Origin of the sequence: uncultured Phycicoccus sp. (genome assembly GCF_947495705.1) — a bacterium.
Lineage (GTDB): Bacteria > Actinomycetota > Actinomycetes > Actinomycetales > Dermatophilaceae > Phycicoccus.
In genome coordinates this window covers 78,939-99,306 of record NZ_CANLZR010000006.1, presented here as the reverse complement: position 1 = coordinate 99,306, position 20,368 = coordinate 78,939, and the positions used below count along the sequence as shown (strand labels likewise).

The 20,368-nt window shown below is 72.8% G+C and carries 14 protein-coding genes; 9 read left to right on the top strand and 5 right to left on the bottom strand.

Annotation, left to right across the window (positions count from 1 at the left end):
- Positions 1 to 1,029 precede the first annotated feature (1,029 nt).
- Both Q0963_RS10360 and Q0963_RS10355 read right to left on the bottom strand, forming a co-directional pair.
- Positions 1,030 to 2,235 carry an acyltransferase gene (locus tag Q0963_RS10360; RefSeq protein ID WP_299445416.1) on the bottom strand — a complete coding sequence of 402 codons (1,206 nt, stop codon included), beginning with the start codon at positions 2,233 to 2,235 and terminating at the stop codon, positions 1,030 to 1,032.
- The gene (locus Q0963_RS10355) at positions 2,232 to 4,088 is read right to left on the bottom strand and encodes a hypothetical protein (protein WP_299445415.1); all 1,857 of its coding nucleotides are present in this window, start codon (positions 4,086 to 4,088) and stop codon (positions 2,232 to 2,234) included. Before Q0963_RS10355 ends, Q0963_RS10360 begins: the two co-directional genes overlap by 4 nt.
- Positions 4,089 to 4,290: 202 nt before the next feature.
- Between Q0963_RS10355 and Q0963_RS10350 the strand changes: the two genes are divergently transcribed.
- Positions 4,291 to 5,283 (top strand): DUF3068 domain-containing protein, encoded by a 993-nt coding sequence (locus Q0963_RS10350; protein WP_299445413.1) that lies wholly within the window; start codon positions 4,291 to 4,293, stop codon positions 5,281 to 5,283.
- A gap of 4 nt (positions 5,284 to 5,287) precedes the next feature.
- Here the strand turns inward: Q0963_RS10350 and Q0963_RS10345 are convergent, their stop codons facing one another.
- On the bottom strand, positions 5,288 to 6,088 hold the full coding sequence (locus tag Q0963_RS10345) for a class I SAM-dependent methyltransferase (protein ID WP_299445411.1): 801 nt from the start codon (positions 6,086 to 6,088) through the stop codon (positions 5,288 to 5,290).
- A 154-nt stretch (positions 6,089 to 6,242) separates the two neighbouring features.
- Here Q0963_RS10345 and rpsA point away from each other — a divergent pair, with 154 nt between their 5' ends.
- From rpsA to coaE, 7 genes are all read left to right on the top strand, one after another.
- Complete coding sequence (rpsA, locus tag Q0963_RS10340; RefSeq protein WP_299445409.1) at positions 6,243 to 7,727, top strand: 30S ribosomal protein S1; 1,485 nt, start codon at positions 6,243 to 6,245, stop codon at positions 7,725 to 7,727.
- 160 nt (positions 7,728 to 7,887) lie between these two features.
- Complete coding sequence (locus Q0963_RS10335) at positions 7,888 to 8,850, top strand: carbohydrate ABC transporter permease (RefSeq protein WP_299445407.1); 963 nt, start codon at positions 7,888 to 7,890, stop codon at positions 8,848 to 8,850.
- Positions 8,847 to 9,707, top strand: coding sequence for a carbohydrate ABC transporter permease (locus Q0963_RS10330; RefSeq protein WP_299445405.1), 861 nt, complete (start codon positions 8,847 to 8,849; stop codon positions 9,705 to 9,707). The genes Q0963_RS10335 and Q0963_RS10330 overlap by 4 nt, the downstream gene beginning before the upstream one ends.
- An 80-nt stretch (positions 9,708 to 9,787) precedes the next feature.
- Entirely contained in the window at positions 9,788 to 11,083 is a 1,296-nt protein-coding gene (locus Q0963_RS10325; protein WP_299445403.1) for an ABC transporter substrate-binding protein, read from the top strand.
- Between the two features lie 13 nt (positions 11,084 to 11,096).
- A complete protein-coding gene (locus Q0963_RS10320) occupies positions 11,097 to 12,197 on the top strand; it encodes an ABC transporter ATP-binding protein (protein WP_299445401.1) in 1,101 nt (366 codons plus the stop codon).
- Positions 12,198 to 12,218: 21 nt separating this feature from the next.
- Complete coding sequence (locus Q0963_RS10315) at positions 12,219 to 12,689, top strand: PPOX class F420-dependent oxidoreductase (RefSeq protein WP_299445399.1); 471 nt, start codon at positions 12,219 to 12,221, stop codon at positions 12,687 to 12,689.
- 1 nt (position 12,690) lies between these two features.
- Positions 12,691 to 13,899, top strand: a complete 1,209-nt coding sequence (coaE, locus tag Q0963_RS10310) for a dephospho-CoA kinase (RefSeq protein WP_299445397.1) — start codon at positions 12,691 to 12,693, stop codon at positions 13,897 to 13,899.
- Positions 13,900 to 13,905: 6 nt separating this feature from the next.
- On the opposite strand, the gene Q0963_RS10305 is transcribed toward coaE, so the two are convergent.
- A complete protein-coding gene (locus Q0963_RS10305) occupies positions 13,906 to 15,405 on the bottom strand; it encodes a pyridoxal-dependent decarboxylase (RefSeq protein ID WP_299445396.1) in 1,500 nt (499 codons plus the stop codon).
- A gap of 105 nt (positions 15,406 to 15,510) precedes the next feature.
- On the opposite strand from Q0963_RS10305, the gene uvrB reads away from it, so the two are divergent.
- A complete protein-coding gene (gene uvrB / locus Q0963_RS10300; protein ID WP_299445395.1) occupies positions 15,511 to 17,628 on the top strand; it encodes an excinuclease ABC subunit UvrB in 2,118 nt (705 codons plus the stop codon).
- 19 nt (positions 17,629 to 17,647) lie between these two features.
- Here the strand turns inward: uvrB and Q0963_RS10295 are convergent, their stop codons facing one another.
- Entirely contained in the window at positions 17,648 to 20,332 is a 2,685-nt protein-coding gene (locus Q0963_RS10295) for a phosphoenolpyruvate carboxylase (protein ID WP_299445394.1), read from the bottom strand.
- Positions 20,333 to 20,368: the final 36 nt, after the last annotated feature.

Genomic DNA, 20,368 nt, shown 5'->3' with positions numbered 1-20,368 from the left:
CGGCCGCTCGAGGTCGACGTCACCGTCGGCGGGCGCACCGTGCATCGGGTCCTCGACCGTGACGGCGTGGTCATGCTGCCCGAGACCCGGACCCGACGGGTCGTGGTGACAGTCACCGACGCGACGACCCAGGACGCCCTCACCTCCTCGGGCGTGCGGGCCATGCCCGTCGTCATCGGGGACGTCGCCCTCGTCGGCGACGCCTGGCCGGCTGGCCCGACCCTCGAGGATCCCGTCTCCGTCCCGTGCGGCTTCGGGCCCGCCGTCCAGGTCGGCGGGCGCACCCTGCCCACGGCGGTGTCGACGACCCGAGGGCAGGTCATCGGGCGTGACGACGTGCGCCTCCGGGTCTGCGAGACCGTGGACCTCGGGGCGGGTGAGCAGCGGTTCCAGACGCTGGCCTCCGGGCAGTTCGCGGTGCGCTCCCTTCTGCTCGACGCCCGGGAGGCGTCCGCCGCCGCGGACGCCGCCGGCGTCAAGGACCGCTCCCCGGTCCGGGTCGTCACGTGGGGGAACGCCCGGCGCACCGTCGACGTCGGGGAGGCCCGCGACGTCGACACCCTGGTCGTGGTGCGCGAGAACGCCAACCCAGGGTGGACGGCCCGCGTGGGCGAGGCGACCCTGCGGCCGATCCGGGTCGACGGGTGGGCCCAGGGCTGGGTGGTCCCGGCCGGGGCCTCGGGCGCCGTCGACCTGCGCTTCACCCCCCAGGCGGCCCTGACGGCGTCCCTGCTCGGTGGTGCGGGCCTCGCGCTCGTCCTGCTCGTCCTCGCGCTCGCCACGCCGCGTGGGAGGCCCGGTCCGGTGCTGGCGGGCGTCGACGTGAAGGCCGGGTCGGCCCTGGCCGCGCTCGCCGTCGTGGTGGTCGGAGGCGTCGTGGGCGCGGGCGTGGCCGCGGCCGCGTTCGTCCTGCGGTGGGCCCAGGGGTCGGTGCGGCTCGTCGCCGGCGGACTCGCGGCCCTGGCCTGGGTCGGCTGGGTCCTGGCGCGTCCGTGGCCGGGGCCCAACGCCACGAACCGCGACCTCGTATCAGGAGCGCTGGGGCTCCTCCTCGTGGCGCTCGCGTGCCTGGGATCGCGTGGCGCCGCCGGTGCGGCGGCGGGCCCACGCCTGGACCGGCGCCTCGAGGAGGTGCCAGCTGAGCGCGGCGACGGCCACAGAGGCCGCGAGGGTGAGCAGCACGGTGACCCAGAACCCGTACGCGAAGACCTCCAGGCCGAGGGCCTCCCGCACCCGGAACATCAGGGGCAGGTGCCACAGGAACACCCCGTAGCTGATGGTGCCCCCGTAGACGAGGACCCGCGACGACAGGACCCGTGACACGACGGTGCGCGCGCCGAGCACGGACGGGGCGATGACCAGGCCGGCCACGACCGTGTAGCCGAGGTGCTTCACGCTCGCCTCGGCCGGGGTCGGCGGGGTGAGGTCGTAGGGGCCGGCCGTGCGGGTCGTCAGCACCCAGAACACGCACGCGGCGAGGCCGTACAGGTGCCACGGCGAGCTGCGGACCACGGCGGTGACGGGCTCGCGGAGCCGGTCGTCGGCGGTGAGCACCGCGAGGACCATCCCCACGACGAACCAGTCGCCGACCGCGGGCAGGGTGCGGGTCCACGAGAAGCCGTCCGGGAGGGCGCCCACTCCGACGAGGACCCGGAAGCCCCACGTCGCGACCGCCAGCCCGCCGAGTGCCGCGAGGTGGACTCGAGGGCCACGCCCCCCGCTGACCCGGGAGACGAGCACGGCGATGACGGGCAGGGCGAGGTAGAACATCACCTCGGTCGACAGGCTCCACAGCTGGGCCAGGCCCGGCAGGTCCCACTCGAGCCGCAGGCTCTGCAGCTGGAGGAGGTTGGCGACCCACGGGACCGTGCCCGCGGAGCGTGAGAGGGGGACGAGGACCACGGTGCCGGCGAGGACCGCGAGCCAGGCGGGGACGAGCCGGGCGGCGCGGCGCACGGCGTAGGCGCGGGTGGGGGTCGGCGGGACGCCGTCGGCCAGGTGGCGGGCGTGCGGGCGGTACAGGAGGAAGCCGCTGAGGACGAAGAACACGGCGACACCGATGTCCATCCGCGCGAGGAACCCGGGCAGGACCTGCCGGCCGGTGGCCCCCGAGAGGAAACCGGCGTGGGTGAGGAGCACGGCGAAGGCCGCCAGGGCCCGCAGGCCCTCGAGCTCGACGAGGTGGTGGGCCCGACGAGCGCTGCGGGTGGCCGACGCCACGGTCGTGGCCGTCACGAGCCCGGGCCCACCGTGAGGACCTGGGCCGACGTGACGCACACGCCGGCGGTGTTGCCGGTCTCGACCTCGAGGATGACCTCGGACACCGCCACGTCGACGGGAACGAGGGCGTGGATGCGGTGCGGGCCGCGCAGCAGCTCCGGGGGGTCCTCGACGAGGAGGTCGGACGTCGCGCCGTCGCGGCCGGTGACCCGCAGGTTGAGCCGCTCGGCGTCGCCGACGAGGACCCCGAGCTCGAGCATGGACCCGCGGTAGTACGGGGCGGCGTCGTCGAACGGGATCGTCAGGGACCGCTGCCCTACCGGGACGACGAAGCCGCAGAAGCCCTCCGGAACCGGTGCGGCGGCGACCCGCCCGAACGTCGGTGGGACGAGCGATCCGGTCGGGCCGATGACCTCCACCGGCCCGTCGCGGGCGCCGGACAGCGACGCGGGGTTGAGCAGGCGCACGAGGGGACCGGTGGTGAACCCCGGGTCGACCCACCCGGGCATGATCTCCGCGGGAACCGTGGTCGGGAGCACCTGTCCGGTGCCCGAGGTGACCTCGCTGCGCACGGCGGACAGGTAGGCCGTGACGGGGGTGTCGTGCCAGCGCACCCCGAACCCCACCCACGTGACGGCGGTGAGCGCCACGACGACGGCCGCACCTGCGGCGGACAACTGCCGGGGGAACCGTCGGCCCGGCAGCCCCCGCCGGTCGAGGACGGCGCCGAGGAGGGCAGCCAGCCCGAGAGCGACCGCGGCGCTCACGTCGGGCAGGAGCCGGAGGTCGTCGGCCGCGGCGATGTCGTCGACCTGCGCGAGGCGACCGACGTAGACCATCGCCAGCACCGGCACCGCGTAGGCGGCGGCTCCCAGCAGCACCGGGGCCGCCGCCCGCAGGCTGCCGGCGGTCCGCCCGGCCACGAGCAGGCCGAGGCCGAGGAGGGCCGCCGCGAGGACGACGAGGACCGTCGGGGTGGCCGCGAACGAGTAGGGCCCGTTCCCGGTGCGCCAGAGCACGGGACCGCCGACGAACGAGGGGAGGAGGTCGACGAGCACCCACCGGCCGACCTTGACGACGGCGTCCGGGGCGCTCGGCCGCGAGCCCTCGGCGGTGTCGAAGTCACCGCTGAGGTAGGTGGCGAGGAATGCGAGGTTCAGGAGGGTGTGGGGGAGGAGCACGACGGCTCCGCGGGCGAGCCGCCGCACCGTGGTGGTGGGCCGGCGCGGTGCGGTCGTCAGCAGGACGGCGAGCACGACCACCGGGACGGCGAGGGCGCGCTCGGAGAACGTCAGGGCCACGGCGTGGCAGGCGACCGAGAGCGCCCACGGCTGCCACCGGCGGGTGCGCGCATGGTCGATGGCGAGGCTCGTCGCGAGGAGGACCAGGGCCAGCGGCAGCATCGTTGTGAGGGCCTGCCGGAACCAGGCGAAGGTCGGGACGACCGACGCGGCGAAGAGCAGCCACGACAACCCGGCGACGCGGGCCGCGGGGTGGGCCACCACCCGGCGGACCAGGCCCGCGGCGGCGACCCCGTAGAACGCGGCGATGGCGAGCGTGAGGACGGCGGCCGGCCAGTGCTCCAGCGGTGCACGGGTGGCCATGAGCCAGTCGACCGTCCGGGCTCCCGGCGCGAGGTGGGTGGCGTTGCTCTCGACGACGAACGGCCAGAGGGGCCGGCCCGCGGCGTAGGCCTGCGCCCGCAGGTCGTCGATGAACAGGTCGCCGCCGATGGTGAGCCAGCCGACCGCGAGGACGTGGAGGACCACGAGCGCGGTCGACACCGTGCGGACGGTGGGGCGCACCGCCGGCCTCCACCGCTCCCGCCGGGTGTGCAGCGGCGCAGGGCTCGCCGTGACCAGGTCCACCGTCGTCCTTCTTCCGTCTACGGGTCCACGCCGCTCCCGCGCGGCTCCGCGGGGTCGAGTGTACGGACGGCCCGGGGACACGACCGGGGCGACACAGGGTCGGTCGTCGGCGACGGATCTCTCCGGTGTGGCGCGCACGATAGTCACGATCCGCCGCCCCTACTCGCTGGTACGCTCCAGCGACTTCATCGAAGGGAACGACATGCGTCGCATCATCGGCGGCATCCTCGTGGTCGTGGGTGCGCTGCTCCTCGGCATCGGCCTCCTCGCCAAGCCCTACCTCTACGACCGCCTCGCGGTCGTGCCCCTCGACCAGGACTCGACGTCGGTGTCCGTGGGCACCGGGGTCGACGCGATCCGGGCGCACGTCGTCGACGGTGAGAGCCGGATCGACAAGCTGGCCGGCGTCGACGTGAAGAGCACCCGGACCATCAAGGGCATCCCGGGGGTCGTGCGGGACGTGGGCGTCGAGGACACCGACGCGTTCTGGCAGACGAGCGTCCAGTCCCAGGCGCTGGTCGACGGCGAGTACGTCGACCTCAGCTACAGCGACGCCGGCGTGTCCGTGGACCGCCGGACCGGTGAGACCACGAACTGCTGCGGCGACTACGCCTCGGCGGGCGACCTCACGGACCCGACCCGCGTCGAGCCGCGCACCTACGAGGGCCAGTACTTCAAGTTCCCCTTCGACACCCAGCAGCAGGACTACCAGTGGTGGGACTCGGCCGTCCAGCGCGCCGAACCCGTCAGCTTCGTCCAGGAGGACGAGATCGACGGGCTCCCGGTCTACGTCTTCCGGCAGACCATCGGCCCCGAGACGATCGACGCCCTCGAGATCCCGGGCAGCCTGCTCAGCCCGACCGAGACGGGCAACGTCCCGGTCGAGGTGGTCTACTCCAACACCCGGACCCTCTGGGTCGAGCCGGTCACCGGCGTCGTGATCCAGGGCAGCGAGGACGTCTCGGCCACCTACGAGGCCGACGGGTTCGAGCCCGTCGCCCGTACGGTCGGCACCATCGGCTTCTCGCCGGAGACCGTCGCCGACAACGTGGAGACGTGGGCGCCCAAGGCCTCGCTCCTGTCGTTCGTCCGCGACTGGCTGACCCTCGTCGGTGTCGTCCTCGGCGTGGTCCTCATCGGAGTCGGGGCGTTCCTCGTGCTCTCGGGTGGCCGGGCCCGACCCCGCCGGGCCTGAGCGCTCAGCCCGGGCGCTCGGTCACGAGGATCGCGGTGCCCGGGATGAGCCGGCCGCGCAGGGGTGACCAGCCGCCCCACGTCTCGGTGGTGCGCTCCGGCCACTCCGGCTCGACGAGGTCGGTGAGCCGGAGCCCGGCGGCGACCACCTGACGCACGAGGTCGCCCAGGGTGCGGTGGTGCTCGGCGTACGTCACCACCCCCGCCTCGCGCTCGACGTAGGGCGTGCGGTCGAAGTACGAGCTCGTCACGGTGAGGCCCTCGGGACCCGCCAGGTCGGGGAAGGCCCACCGCACCGGGTGCGAGGTGGAGAACACGAAACGGCCGCCGGGGCGCAGTACCCGGGCCGCCTCCCGCAGGACGGAGCGGCTGTCGGCGACGAAGGGGATCACGCCGTACGCGGTGAAGACCCGGTCGACGGAGGCGTCCGCGAGGGGGACGGCCGTGCCGTCGCACTGCAGGAGCGGCACGCCCGGGCCCCCGGCGCCCGCGTCGATGCGCCGGGCCGTGCGGAGCATCCCGGCCGAGAGGTCGCTGGCCACGACCTGCACGTCCCGGTGCCGGGCGAGCCACCGGGAGCACTGGGCCGCGCCGGCTCCGATCTCGAGCACCCGCATGCCCGGCTCCAGCGCGAGCAGCCCGAGCTCGGCCTCGGTCCACCCCTCGGGGCCCCACACGAAGCCGGCGTCACCGAGGAAGCGGCCGTGCTCGGCGTGGTAGCCCTCCGCCTCGGCGTCCCACCAGGCGCGGTTCGCGGCGCGGGTCTCGGCGTCGTCGACATCGCCGCGGGCGGCCTCGAAGCTCATCGGGCGTCACCGTGGTCCGGCGCGCGGACAGGCGTTTTGCCCGGGGGGTGCGCACCCGAGTAGGCTGGGAAGGCACGCGTGTGCCCTGCGAGGCCCACGCGTTCACCCGAAGCATGCCACCGAGTCCATCTGTCCACATCGGAGTTCCTACTACATGACTGCCAGCACGGTCGACACGACCGCCCCTCAGGTTGCCATCAACGACATCGGCACCGAGGAAGACCTCCTCGCCGCGATCGACGCGACGATCAAGCACTTCAACGACGGCGACATCGTCGAGGGTCGCATCGTCAAGGTGGACCGCGACGAGGTCCTCCTCGACATCGGCTACAAGACCGAGGGCGTCATCCCCTCGCGCGAGCTGTCCATCAAGCACGACGTCGACCCCAACGAGGTCGTCGCCGTCGGTGACGAGGTCGAGGCCCTGGTCCTCCAGAAGGAGGACAAGGAGGGCCGGCTCATCCTGTCCAAGAAGCGCGCCCAGTACGAGCGCGCCTGGGGCACGATCGAGAAGATCAAGGAGGAGGACGGCGTCGTCACCGGCACCGTCATCGAGGTCGTCAAGGGCGGCCTCATCCTCGACATCGGCCTGCGGGGCTTCCTTCCCGCCTCGCTCGTCGAGATGCGCCGGGTCCGCGACCTCCAGCCGTACGTCGGCAAGGAGATCGAGGCCAAGATCATCGAGCTCGACAAGAACCGCAACAACGTGGTCCTGTCGCGCCGCGCCTGGCTCGAGCAGACCCAGTCCGAGGTCCGCACGACCTTCCTCAAGGAGCTCGGCAAGGGCCAGGTCCGCACGGGTGTCGTGTCCTCGATCGTCAACTTCGGTGCGTTCGTCGACCTCGGTGGGGTCGACGGCCTCGTTCACGTCTCCGAGCTGTCCTGGAAGCACATCGACCACCCGTCCGAGGTCGTCGAGGTCGGCGACGAGGTCACCGTCGAGGTGCTCGACGTCGACATGGACCGCGAGCGGGTCTCGCTGTCGCTCAAGGCGACGCAGGAGGACCCGTGGCAGCACTTCGCCCGGACCCACGCGATCGGCCAGGTCGTCCCGGGCAAGGTCACCAAGCTCGTCCCGTTCGGTGCGTTCGTGCGCGTCGACGACGGCATCGAGGGCCTGGTGCACATCTCCGAGCTCGCCGAGCGTCACGTCGAGCTGCCCGAGCAGGTCGTCCAGGTCGGCCAGGAGATCTTCGTCAAGGTCATCGACATCGACCTCGAGCGTCGCCGCATCTCGCTGAGCCTCAAGCAGGCCAACGAGGACGGCGCCAACCAGGTCGAGTTCGACCCGACGCTGTACGGCATGGCGGCGGAGTACGACGAGAAGGGTGACTACAAGTACCCCGAGGGCTTCGACCCCGAGACCAACGACTGGCTCGAGGGCTTCGAGAGCCAGCGCGAGGTCTGGGAGAAGCAGTACGCCGAGGCGCACGCCCGCTGGGAGGCGCACCGCGCCCAGGTCGAGGCGGCCATCAAGGCCGACGCCGAGGCCGCCGGCGAGGCTGCGACGACGTCGTACTCGTCCGACAGCGCCGACAGCGCCCCGGCGGTCCGCCCGGCCGCTCCGGCCGAGACGGAGGGCACGCTGGCCTCCGACGAGGCCCTCGCCGCACTGCGCGAGAAGCTCACCGGCAACTGACCTCACAGGTCCCCCGAGGGGCCCCGGACCGTTCGCGGTCCGGGGCCCCTCGTCGGTCCCCGGCCGGGTCGCCGGCAAGGACTGGCGATGTTCGCCCCGCCGACGGAACTCGTTCACCCACTCACCCCCGCACCGCAACTCGCCCCGCTACGTTGGCCCGGTGCAGCCGACGAGCCTCGACACCGGCGCTGCGCAGGGGGAACGGACCGGCCCGCCTGCGCCCGTCGGCCCACCCCCGCGCCGCTCCAGCGGTCGTGCCTGGGAGTGGAGCCTCGCAGCGCTCCTCCTCGCGCCGAACCTCGTGCTGCTCGTCGTCTTCACCTACCGCCCCCTCGTCGACAACATCCGGCTGTCCTTCACGGACTGGAACATCTCCGCGCCGGTGGCCAACCCCGTCGGCGTCGCGAACTACGTCGAGTGGTTCGGCCGGGCGGACACCCGCACCGTCCTCGGCAACACGCTGATCTTCACCGTCGCGACGGTCGGGATCTCGATGGCGCTCGGCCTCGGGCTCGCGATGCTGCTGGACCAGCGGCTGCGCGGCCGCAACCTCGTGCGCTCGGCCGTCTTCGCGCCCTTCGTCATCTCGGGGGCCGCCATCGGGGTGGCCTTCCAGTTCGTCTTCGACCCGAGCTTCGGCCTGGTCCGCGACCTGCTCGCCCGCATCGGCGTGGAGTCCCCGGACTTCTACCAGCGCTCGGGCTGGGCCCTGTTCATGGTGACCTTCACCTACATCTGGAAGAACCTCGGCTACACCTTCGTCATCTACCTCGCGGCCCTCCAGGGCCGGCGGGCCGACCTCGACGAGGCCGCCGAGATCGACGGGGCGTCGCCGTGGGCGCACTTCCGCCGGGTCCTGCTGCCCCAGCTGCGGCCCACGACGTTCTTCCTCTCGATCACCGTGCTGCTCAGCTCGGTGCAGGTCTTCGACATCATCAACGTCATGACCCGGGGCGGGCCGGTCGGGAACGGGACGACCACCCTCGTCTACCAGGTCTACCAGGAGACGTTCGTCAACCAGCGGGCCGGCTACGGCGCCACGGTCGCGACGGTGATGTTCCTGCTGCTCCTCATCGTGACGATCGTCCAGGTGCGCGTCATGGACCGGGGGCAGCGGGCATGAGCGCCCGCGCGCACGGCGCCGAGGCGATCTCGCACCGCTCGCCCCTCAAGACGGTGGCGGGCTACACCGGCATGGTGCTCGTGCTGCTCGTCATCGCCGTCCCGCTCTTCTGGATCGTCATCACCTCGCTCAAGGAGCGCCAGGACATCTACGTCCGCCCCGCGCAGTGGTTCCCGCAGCCGGCGACGACGGCGAACTACTCCGACGTCACGACGCGCATCCCGTTCCTGGACTACATGCGCAACTCGATCGTCATCACCGGCGTCCTGTCGATGTCGAAGATCGTGCTCGGCGTCCTCAGCGCCTACGCCCTCTCGCTCCTGCGCTTCCCGGGCCGGGGCATCGTGTTCCTCGTCGTCATCGCGGCGCTCATGGTCCCCAACCAGATCACCGTCATCAGCAACTACGCGCTCGTCGCCCAGCTCGGCTGGCGGAACACGTTCCAGGGCATCATCATCCCGCTCGCCGGGGTCGCGTTCGGGACCTTCCTCATGCGCAACCAGTTCCTCAACCTGCCGACCGAGATCATCGAGGCGGCGCGCCTCGACGGCGCCGGCCCGCTGAAGCTGCTGTGGCGGGTCGTCCTGCCGATGTCGTGGCCGACCCTCGTCGCGTTCTCGCTGATCACCGTCGTCAACGAGTGGAACGAGTACCTGTGGCCCTTCCTCATGTCCGACGACGAGCGCACCGCGCCGCTGCCGGTCGGGCTGACGCTGTTGCAGAACAACGACGGCGTGACGAACTGGGGGCCCGTCATGGCCGGCACCGTCCTCGCGATGCTGCCCGTCCTCGTGCTCTTCCTCGTCCTGCAACGCCAGATGATCAAGGGGCTCACGGCGGGGGCCGTGAAGAGCTGACCACCGACGCACCACCGACGCACACCACGACGTACACACCGTGCCGGGCAGACCGCCCGGCCGATCAGGGAGGGCACACCATGAACCAGCTCACTCGCCGGGGCTTCCTCGGCCTCGCCGGCACCGCAGGCGCCGCCGGGCTCACCGCGTGCGCGGGCACCGGCTCGCCGGGGACGGGCGGAGGCGGCAGCGGCTCCAGCAACACGATCGAGTTCTGGAGCAACCACCCGGGCAACAGCAAGACGGTGGAGCAGCAGATCATCACGGCGTTCCAGAAGGAGAACCCCGACCTCACCGTCAAGCTCGTCGACGCCGGCAAGAACTACGAGGAGGTCGCGCAGAAGTTCAACGCCGCCCTCGCCGGGGGCCAGCAGCCTGACGTCATCGTCGTCTCGGACGTCACGTGGTTCAACTTCGCGCTCAACAAGCAGCTGACCCCCCTCGACGAGCTCCTCGCGAGCGCCGGCGTCGACACCGGGGACTACGTCGACGCGCTCTACAACGACTACACCTTCGACGACGGGCACTTCGCGCTCCCGTACTCCCGGTCGACCCCGCTCTTCTACTACAACAAGGACCTGTGGCAGAAGGCCGGCCTCGAGGACCGCGGCCCGAAGGACTGGGACGAGTTCAAGGAGTGGTCCGAGGCCCTCAAGGGTGCCGTCGGGTCCGACAGGTTCGCCCTCGAGCTCGCCGACGGCTCCAACTACCTCGACTGGTACTTCCAGAACATGGCCTGGGGCTACGGCGGTGCCTACTCCCAGGAGTGGACGCCGACCTTCTCCGACCCCGGCACCGTCAAGGCCGGCCGGTTCCTGCAGGACCTCGCCAAGAGCGGCGTCGTGAAGTTCAACGCGACGCCCGAGGCGGACTTCTCGGCCGGGCTCGCAGCGTGCATCCTCCAGTCCACCGGGTCGCTCGGCGGCATCAGCAAGGACGCGACCTTCGAGGTGGGCACCGCGTTCCTGCCGGGGACCGACAACTGCCCCACCGGGGGTGCCGGGGTCGCGGTCCCCGCGAGCATCTCCGACGAGCGCAAGGCGAACGCCGTGAAGTTCGCCGAGTTCCTCACCAACGCCCAGAACACCGTGACGTTCACGCAGGCGACCGGGTACATGCCGGTGCGCAAGTCGGCCGTCGAGCTGCCGGAGGAGGTCAGCTACCTCGAGGAGAACCCCAACGCCAAGACCGCCATCGACCAGCTGCCGCACACCCGGTCCCAGGACAACGCGCGAGTGCTCCTGCCCGGGGGAGGCGCGCGCATCGGGAAGGCGCTGGACCAGGTGGCGCAGGGCCAGGACGTCGCGGCCGTGTTCGCGGCGCTCGACGCCGAGAGCCAGCAGGTGTTCGACAACCAGATCAAGTCCAAGCTCTGAGGACGGAGGCCCGATGGCCACGGTGTACTTCGACGCCGCGACGCGCCGCTACGCCGGCGTGCACGCGGCGCCCGCCGTCGACGCGATCACGCTCGACATCGAGGACGGCGAGTTCCTCGTCCTCGTCGGCCCGTCGGGCTGCGGCAAGTCGACGACCCTGCGGATGCTCGCCGGGCTCGAGCCCGTCGACGACGGGCGCATCCTCGTCGACGGGCACGACCAGGCGGGGGTGCGGCCGCGGGACCGCGACATCGCGATGGTGTTCCAGAGCTACGCCCTCTACCCGAACATGACGACCGCCCAGAACATGGCGTTCGCGCTCGACAACTCGCGCACGCCGAAGGCGCAGATCCGGGAACGGGTGGCGGAGGCCGCGAAGATCCTCGAGCTCGAGGACCTGCTCGACCGCAAGCCGGGGCAGATGTCCGGTGGTCAGCGTCAGCGCGTGGCGATGGGCCGGGCGATCGTGCGGCAGCCGAAGGTGTTCTGCATGGACGAGCCGCTGTCCAACCTCGACGCGAAGCTGCGGGTGTCGACCCGGTCGCAGATCGCCGGGCTCCAGCGGCGGCTCGGGATCACGACGGTCTACGTCACGCACGACCAGGTCGAGGCGATGACGATGGGGCACCGGGTGGCGGTGCTCCGGGACGGCCGGCTCCAGCAGGTGGACGCGCCCGAGGTGCTTTACGACAAGCCGGTCAACACCTTCGTCGCCGCGTTCATCGGCTCGCCGGCGATCACGCTCGTCGAGTCGGCCGTGAGCGACGGGCGCGCCGACCTGCACGGGCTCGCCGTGCCGGTGGACCGCACCCTCGCCGCGGCCGCCACCGACCGGGTCGTCGTCGGGTTCCGCCCGGAGTCCTGGCGGATCGTGCCCGAGAGCGACGACGGCGCGCTGCAGCTCACCGTCGAGCTCGTCGAGGCCCTGGGCTCGGAGTCCTTCGTCTACGCGCGTCGCCCGGGGACGGACGGGTCGGGCGCCGAACGGGAGCGGGTGACCATCAAGACCGAGAAGCGTGCCCACGTGGAGGTCGGCGACGTCATCCGGGTCCGCCCCGTCGAGTCCGAGGCACACCTCTTCGACGCCGGGACCGGTGAGCGCCTCGTCGGCTGAGCACGTGGGAGGGTGACTGCCATGGCACGCAGCATCGCGACGAACACGACGGTCGGCCGGGACGAGCTCTTGGACTTCGTCCGCCCGCGGCACCGAATGGTCCTCATCACGACCCGCGGGTCCGACGGCCGGCCGCAGGCCTCACCGGTCACCGGCGGCGTCGACGCCTCCGGGCGGATCGTCGTCACGAGCTACCCGGAGCGGGCGAAGGTCCGCAACGCCCGGCGGGACCCGCACGCGAGCGTCGTCGTCCTCTCCGACGACTTCGGCGGCGCGTGGGTGCAGGTCGACGGTGACGTCGAGGTCGTCGACGCGGCAGACGACGTGGAGCCGTTCGTCGAGTACTACCGCGCGATCGCGGGGGAGCACCCCGACTGGGACGAGTACCGGGGCGCGATGCTGACCCAGGGCAAGTCGCTGCTGCGGATCACGCCGACCCGGTGGTCGCCGGTCGCCACCGGCGGCTTCCCCGCCCGCCTGGCGGACGGCTGACGTGGCCGGGAGCGCGCGCAGGTTGCGGGTCGGGCTCACCGGGGGGATCGGGTCCGGCAAGTCGACGGCGGCCGCGGTGCTCGCCGGGCTCGGGGCGGTCGTCGTCGACGCCGACGCCGTCGCCCGCGAGGTCGTCGAGCCGGGTCGACCCGCCCTGACCGACATCGAGGAGCGCTTCGGAGCAGACGTCGTCGCGCCCGACGGGAGCCTGGACCGGGCGGCGCTGGGCCGGCACGTCTTCGCCGACGCCGGGGCGCTGCGCGACCTCGAGGCCATCACCCATCCGGCGATCTGGGCCCGCACGGCCGAGATCGTCGCCGCGACGCCCGAGGACGCGGTCGTGGTGCACGACATGCCCCTCGTCGTCGAGAAGGGCATGGTCGGGGAGTACCACCTCGTCCTCGTGGTCGGCGCGTCGGAGGCGACGCGTCTCCGTCGGCTCCAGGCGGACCGGGGGATGTCCGAGGCCGATGCCCGGGCCCGGATCGGGGCGCAGGCCGACGACGACGCCCGGCGCCGGGCCGCCGACGTCTGGCTCGACAACGAGGGGACGCCCGCCGCGCTCGAGGCCGCCGTCCGCCAGGTCTGGCACCGCCGCATCGAGCCGTACGCCGTGAACCTGCGCACCGGCACCCGCAGCCGGCTCGTCGCCCCGGTGCTGAGCCCTCCGGACCCCGGGTGGCCCGACGCGGCGGCGCGGCTGCTGGCCCGGGTGCGGCACGCGGTCGGCGACGCGGCGGTGACCCTCGACCACATCGGGTCCACCGCGGTGCCCGGGCTGCCGGCCAAGGACGTCGTCGACCTCCAGGTCGGGGTGCGCTCGCTCGCCGCCGCCGACGAGCAGGCGTTCGTCGAGGGGATGGCGGCGATGGGCCTGGTCCGCCCACCGGGGGAGTGGGCCGACAGCGGCAAGGACGGGACGCCCTGGCCGAAGCGGTTCCACGGCAGCACCGACCCCGGCCGGGTCGCGCACGTCCACGTCCGCGAGGTGGGCAGCCCGGGGTGGGAGTTCGCGCTGCTCTTCCGCGACTGGCTGCGCGCCGTGCCGGACGAGCGTGACCGGTACGCCGCGCTGAAGACCGACCTCGCGGCCCGAGTCCCGGGCATCGAGGAGTACGCCGAGGCGAAGGAGCCGTGGTTCGACGACGCATGGCAGCGGGCCCACGCCTGGGCGCGGTCCACCGGCTGGGCCGGGCCGGGCCCGGCCTGACGGGCGTCAGCCGGCGACGCCGGCGACGGCCTGCGGGCCGAGCCGCTCCAGGGTGGCGACGAGGAGGTCGATGTCCTCGTCCCGCGTGCGGTGGTTGCCGATGGCGACCCGAATCGCGATCCGCCCGCCGAGGGTGGTCTCGCTGACGACGGCCATGCCGCTCTCCTGGACGCAGAGGACCAGCTCGCGGTTGACCGCGTCGACGAGGTCGGGGGGCAGCGTCGACGGCGCGTACCGCAGGCACACGATGTCGCAGCCGACCGGGGCGAGCCGCTCCAGGTCGGGGTGCTGGTCGACGAGCGCGGCGAGGCGCCGCGCCTGCCCCATCGTCTGGTCCATGAGCGCCCCGAACGTGTCGGCCCCGTACGCGACGAACGCCATCCACACCCGCAGGGCCCGGAACCCGCGGCTCAGGTCGATCCCGTACTCGTGGAACCACACCTCGCTCGCGGCCAGGCCACGGGTGGCGTGCCGCAGGTACTCCGGGACCACGGAGAACGTGGCGCGGTGCGCGGCCTCGTCGCGGACCAGGACCAGGCCGACGTCCATGGGCGCCTGCATCCACTTGTGGAGGTCGAGGGCGAGCGAGTCGGCGCGCTCGATGCCGCGGACCAGGTCGGCCCGGCCGCTGAGGCCGAGGAACCCGCCGATCGCGCCGTCGACGTGCATCCAGAGCTGCTCCCGCGCCGCCAGGTCGGCCACCGCCTCGAGGTCGTCGACCGCCCCGGTGTTGATCGTCCCGGCCGTCGCGATGACGGCCAGTGGCGTGATGCCGGCCGCCCGGTCGGCCACCACCGCGGCCTCCAGGGCCGCGACGTCGAGGCTCAGGTCGTCGAGCACCGGCAGCCGGCGGAGGGCGGCATCACCCAGGCCGAGGAGCTCGCAGCTCTTGCGGTGGCAGCTGTGCACCTCCGCCGAGGCGTAGACCGCGACGGGGCCCAGCCCGGCCAGACCGTCGGTGCGCACCTGCGGGCCGAGCCGCGCGGTCCGCGCGACGGCGAGGCCGACGAGGTTGGCCTCCGACGCACCGCTGACGAGCAGGCCGCTGGACCCGCCCGGGTAGCCGGCGGCCTCGGCGCACCACCGGACGACCTGCTGCTCGAGCGCCACCGGGGCGTGGTCCGCGCCGCCGAGGTTGGGGTTGAGCACGCTCGCGACGAGGTCGGCGAGGTTGCCGACCGGGTGGCCGGCGCCCATGTACCAGCCCCAGAACCGGGCGTGGTCGTTCCCCATGGAGTACGGAGCGACCCGCTGGAGCACGGCCTCGTAGGCGGCCTCCGCGCCGAGCCCGGCGCGGGGCAGACCGGTGGTGAAGGTGTCGCGGACGTCGTCGGGCATCTGGTGCCAGACCGGCTGGTCGCGGCGGTGCTCCAGGTGGTCGACCATGTCGTCGACTACGCGGTGGGCCAGGCTCCGGAACGCGTCCCAGTCCCCGGGGTCGAGGGTGACGGGGCCGGGAGGCGGAGCGGTGGTCCTCGTGCGCGCCGGGCGCTCCTCGGTCGTCATGGCGCCGATCGTCCCACCGGGGGCGCCGCGCCACCAGGGGCGGCCGGGGAGGACCGCGATGCTCCGGCCGGCGCGGCTGTCGGTGGCGCGGCATACCGTAGAGCCATGCGTCCCACCACCGAGCTCCGGCGCCGCGTCGCGCCGTTCGAGGTCGTCTCCGAGTTCTCACCCGCCGGCGACCAGCCCAAGGCCATCGCCGAGCTGACGGCCCGCATCAACGCGGGGGAGCAGGACGTCGTGCTGCTCGGCGCCACGGGCACCGGCAAGTCCGCCACCACGGCCTGGCTCGTCGAGCAGGTGCAGCGGCCGACGCTCGTCATGGCGCCGAACAAGACCCTGGCGGCGCAGCTCGCCAACGAGTTCCGCGAGCTGCTGCCGCACAACGCCGTCGAGTACTTCGTTAGCTACTACGACTACTACCAGCCCGAGGCGTACGTCCCGCAGTCCGACACCTACATCGAGAAGGACTCCTCGATCAACGACGAGGTCGAGCGGCTCCGGCACAGCGCCACCAACAGCCTGCTCACCCGCCGCGACGTCATCGTCGTCGCGTCCGTGTCGTGCATCTACGGCCTCGGCACGCCGCAGGAGTACGTCGAGCGGATGGTCCCGCTGCGGGTGGGCGACGAGGTCAACCGCGACGACCTGCTGCGGCGCTTCGTCCAGATGCAGTACACCCGCAACGACCTGGCCTTCACCCGTGGCACGTTCCGGGTCCGGGGCGACACCGTCGAGATCATCCCGGTGTACGAGGAGCACGCGCTGCGCATCGAGTTCTTCGGCGACGAGGTCGAGCGGCTCTACACGCTGCACCCGCTCACCGGCGAGGTGGTGCGCGAGGAGGAGGAGATGTACGTCTTCCCCGCGTCGCACTACGTGGCGGGCCCGGCCCGCATGGAGCGGGCGATCGCCGGCATCGAGGCCGAGCTCGAGGAGCAGCTGGCCACCTTCGAGCGGCAGGGCAAGCTGCTCGAGGCGCAGCGGCTGCGGATGCGCACGACGTACGACATCGAGATGATGCGCCAGGTCGGCTCGTGCTCGGGGATCGAGAACTACTCGATGCACATCGACGGCCGGTCGCCCGGCTCGGCGCCCAACTGCCTCCTCGACTACTTCCCCGAGGACTTCCTCCTCGTCATCGACGAGTCCCACGTCACGGTCCCGCAGATCGGGGCGATGTACGAGGGCGACGCCTCCCGCAAGCGCACCCTCGTCGAGCACGGGTTCCGGCTGCCGTCGGCGATGGACAACCGCCCCCTCAAGTGGGAGGAGTTCCTGGGCCGGATCGGCCAGACCGTGTACCTCTCGGCCACGCCGGGCTCCTACGAGCTCGCCAAGGGCGACGGCGTCGTCGAGCAGATCATCCGGCCCACCGGGCTCGTCGACCCCGAGGTCGTTCTCAAGCCGACCAAGGGCCAGATCGACGACCTGCTCCACGAGATCCGGGTCCGCACCGAGAAGAACGAGCGCATCCTCGTCACGACCCTGACGAAGAAGATGGCCGAGGACCTCACCGACTACCTCCTCGACAAGGGGGTCCGGGTCCGGTACCTGCACTCCGACATCGACACCCTCCGGCGCGTCGAGCTGCTCCGCGAGCTGCGGCTCGGCGAGTACGACGTCCTCGTCGGCATCAACCTCCTCCGCGAGGGGCTCGACCTCCCAGAGGTCTCGCTCGTCGCGATCCTCGACGCCGACAAGGAGGGGTTCCTCCGCAGCGCCCGGTCGCTCATCCAGACCATCGGTCGGGCGGCCCGCAACGTGTCGGGCCAGGTCCACATGTACGCCGACAAGATGACCCCGTCGATGGCCGAGGCCGTCGACGAGACCCAGCGGCGTCGCGAGCGGCAGGTCGCCTACAACCTCGAGCACGGCATCGACCCGCAGCCGCTGCGCAAGCGGATCGCCGACATCACCGACATGCTGCAGCGTGAGGACGCCGACACCGAGGAGCTGCTGGGGTCCGGGCGCGCCCGGTCCCGGGGCAAGGCCGACGGCGGGCGGGGCGGCCGTGGGGCCGCTGCGGCCGACGTCGACGCGGCCCTCGGGGGTCGCTCGGGGCGCAGCGTCCCCGCGAGCGAGCTGGCCGACCTCATCCAGGAGCTCACCGTCCAGATGCACCAGGCGGCGGGCGACCTGCACTTCGAGCTCGCGGCCCGGCTGCGCGACGAGATCGGCGACCTCAAGAAGGAGCTGCGTCAGATGAGCGCCGCCACCGGGTAGGCGCGGCGATCGGCGGCCCTCACCCGGTGTTCTGGAGCCCGGCGGCCAGGCCGTTGATGGTCAGGAGCAGCGGCCGGTTCCACTCCGCACCGTTCGGGGCGTCCGACCCGGTGGCGTGGTCGGGGTCGCCGGGCGCGCGCACTTCAGTCAGGCCCCGGAGCAGCAGGTGGCTCAGCATGTCGACGAAGGGCCGGCGCAGCCCGACGGCGGTGTACAGGTGGGGCTTGTGCGCGAGCATCTCGTCCTGGTCGAGCAGCTCCAGCACCATCCGGCGGGTCAGCGCCAGCTCGGCGAGGACCCGCTCGGCGAGGTCCGGCCGGCCGCCGAGCGCGAGGAACTGCGCTGCGAGGTCGTCGTCGGTCTTGGCCAGGCTCATCTCCGCGACGTCGACGAGGGCCCCGAACACCGGCCACTCGCGGTAGGCCGCCCGCGCCGCGTCGAGGTTCTCCAGGGCCGCCAGCCCACTGCCGAGGCCGTACCAGCCGGGGAGGTTGACCCGGGTCATCGACCATGCGAAGACCCACGGGATGGCCCGCAGGTCGTCGAGGCTGCGCCCCGACTCCGTCCCGCTGCGGCGTGACGGCCGGGACCCCAGCCGGAGGTCGGCGAGGAGGTCCAGCGGGCTCGACATCGCGAAGAAGTCGGCGAACCCCGGCTCCTCGACGAGGGCTCGGAAGGCACGGCGGCTCGCCACGTCGACGACCTTCCCCACCTCGGCGAACCGGTCGAAGGCCTCGTCCCGGGCCTGGGCGTGGGCCGGTGAGTCGGTGAGCAGCACCGCCGAGGCGACCCGTTCCAGGTGCTGCTCGGCGATCCGGATGTCGGCGTACCGCGCGAAGATCACCTCGCCCTGCTCGGTCACCTTGAAGCGCCCGTCGACCGACCCCGTCGGCTGGGCGGCGATCGCCCGGTGCAGCGGGCCGCCGCCCCGGCCGAGCGAGCCGCCGCGGCCGTGGAAGAGCGTCAGCTGCACGCCGTGCCGCGCGGCCCAGGTGACGAGTCCGACCTGGGCGCGGTGCAGCGCGATGGTCGCCGAGGCCGGGCCCACGTCCTTGGCCGAGTCCGAGTAGCCGAGCATCACCTCGACCCGGCGGTCGACGCGCGCCAGCCAGGTCGTGGTCGAGGGCAGCGTGACCCACTCCTGGAGGATGCGGTCGGCCGCGTCGAGGTCGGCGCCGGTCTCGAAGAGCGGTACGACGTCGAGAGCGAGCGGCCGGTCGCCGACGGCGAGCCGGGCGAGTGCCCGCACGGTGACGAGGTCGGCTGCGGACTGGCTGAACGACACGACGTACCGGCCGCAGCTGCTGCGCCCCCACCGCTGCTGGAGCCAGGCCATGACACGCAGGGTGTCGAGCACCTCGCGGGTGCGATCCCCGGGGGTCCCGACGAGCTCGGGCCACCCGTCCACGGCGAGCCGGTCGAGCACGGCGGGGTCGGTGGCGGCGGCGGCGGGGTCAGCGGGCCGGACCGCCTCGGGCAGCAGGCCGAGCGCCTCGGTGAGGGCGGCGCGGTGGACCGCCGAGTGCTGGCGGACCTCGAGCTCGGCGAGGTGGAAGCCGAAGGTCTGCACCATCCACACGACGTCCTGCAGCTCGCCGTGGGCCGTCCGGGCGTCGCCGGCGGTCACGAGGGAGTGCTGCACGAGGCGCAGGTCCGCCAGGGCCTCCTCGGGGTCGGCGTACGCGGAGCCAGCCCGCTCCTCGCGGGTGGCCGCGAGCCGTGCCGCGACGACGAGCAGCTTCTGCCGGTGCGGCTCGTTGGGGGAGTCCTTGGTCACCTCCGCGAGGAGCCTCGGGTGGGCCGCGGCGTCGTTCGCGAGCGCGTCCCGCAGCGCGGCGGTGGGGGGCGTGGACTCCTCGTCGACGGTGATCATCCGGGCGACGCGGTCGACGGCGTCGTGCAGCACCTCCAGGGCCTGGTCGGCGTGGGCGCGCACCGTCTCCCGGGTCACCTCGGCGGTGACGAACGGGTTGCCGTCGCGGTCGCCGCCGACCCACGAGCCGAAGCGCACGATGGGCGGCAGGGGGGTACGGGTGGGCCGGACGTCGTCACCGAAGGCGGCCTCGACGGCCCGCTGGAACCGCGGGACGGCGTGGACGAGGGACTGCCGGAACACGGTGAGGACGGTCTTGACCTCGTCCGCGGGGGTCGGGCGGGTGATCCGCAGCGTCGAGGTGCGCTGGAGGATGTCGATGTCCTCGAGCATCCGGCGCCGCGCCCGACCGCGCTCGGACGGGCCGGAGCCCGGGTCGTCGTGGCTGTCGAGGTGCTCGGCGATCCGCCGCAGCGCGGAGGCGACGGCCCGCCGCCGGGCCTCGGTGGGGTGCGCGGTGAGGACGGGGTGGATGCGCATGCGCTCCATCCGCTCCCGGGCGTCGGGGCCGGCGGCCGCGACGGCCGGGCCGATGTCCCCGGTCTCGGCGCCGCCGCCGTACTCGCCGTCCTCGCGGCGCAGCGACCGGGCGCGCTGCCGCTCCTCGGCGAGGTTGGTCAGGTGGAGGTGCACGGTGATGAGCCGGGCGACGCGCGCCGTCGTGTCGGGGTCGAGGGCCGCGACGAGCGCGGCCGGGTCGCCGTCCTCCTCGCCTCGGCAGCGTCGCTCCAGCGCGTCGGTGACCTCCAGGAGGTCACCGCGCCCGGACTCCTCGACGACCTGGCGGTGCAGGCTCGTGAGCAGGGACAGGTCTTCGAGCATGCTCGCCATGGCACCAGGGTAGGAGGGGCGTCGCAGTGCGCGCCG

Bases quoted from the DNA above. Each gene is read 5' to 3' on its own strand.
- Q0963_RS10350 (WP_299445413.1), top strand. From the start codon at position 4,291: ATGCGTCGCATCATCGGCGGCATCCTCGTGGTCGTGGGTGCGCTGCTC.
- Q0963_RS10345 (WP_299445411.1), bottom strand. From the start codon at position 6,088: ATGAGCTTCGAGGCCGCCCGCGGCGATGTCGACGACGCCGAGACCCGC.
- rpsA (WP_299445409.1), top strand. From the start codon at position 6,243: ATGACTGCCAGCACGGTCGACACGACCGCCCCTCAGGTTGCCATCAAC.
- Q0963_RS10330 (WP_299445405.1), top strand. From the start codon at position 8,847: ATGAGCGCCCGCGCGCACGGCGCCGAGGCGATCTCGCACCGCTCGCCC.
- Q0963_RS10325 (WP_299445403.1), top strand. From the start codon at position 9,788: ATGAACCAGCTCACTCGCCGGGGCTTCCTCGGCCTCGCCGGCACCGCA.
- Q0963_RS10320 (WP_299445401.1), top strand. From the start codon at position 11,097: ATGGCCACGGTGTACTTCGACGCCGCGACGCGCCGCTACGCCGGCGTG.
- Q0963_RS10315 (WP_299445399.1), top strand. From the start codon at position 12,219: ATGGCACGCAGCATCGCGACGAACACGACGGTCGGCCGGGACGAGCTC.
- Q0963_RS10305 (WP_299445396.1), bottom strand. From the start codon at position 15,405: ATGACGACCGAGGAGCGCCCGGCGCGCACGAGGACCACCGCTCCGCCT.
- uvrB (WP_299445395.1), top strand. From the start codon at position 15,511: ATGCGTCCCACCACCGAGCTCCGGCGCCGCGTCGCGCCGTTCGAGGTC.
- Q0963_RS10295 (WP_299445394.1), bottom strand. From the start codon at position 20,332: ATGGCGAGCATGCTCGAAGACCTGTCCCTGCTCACGAGCCTGCACCGC.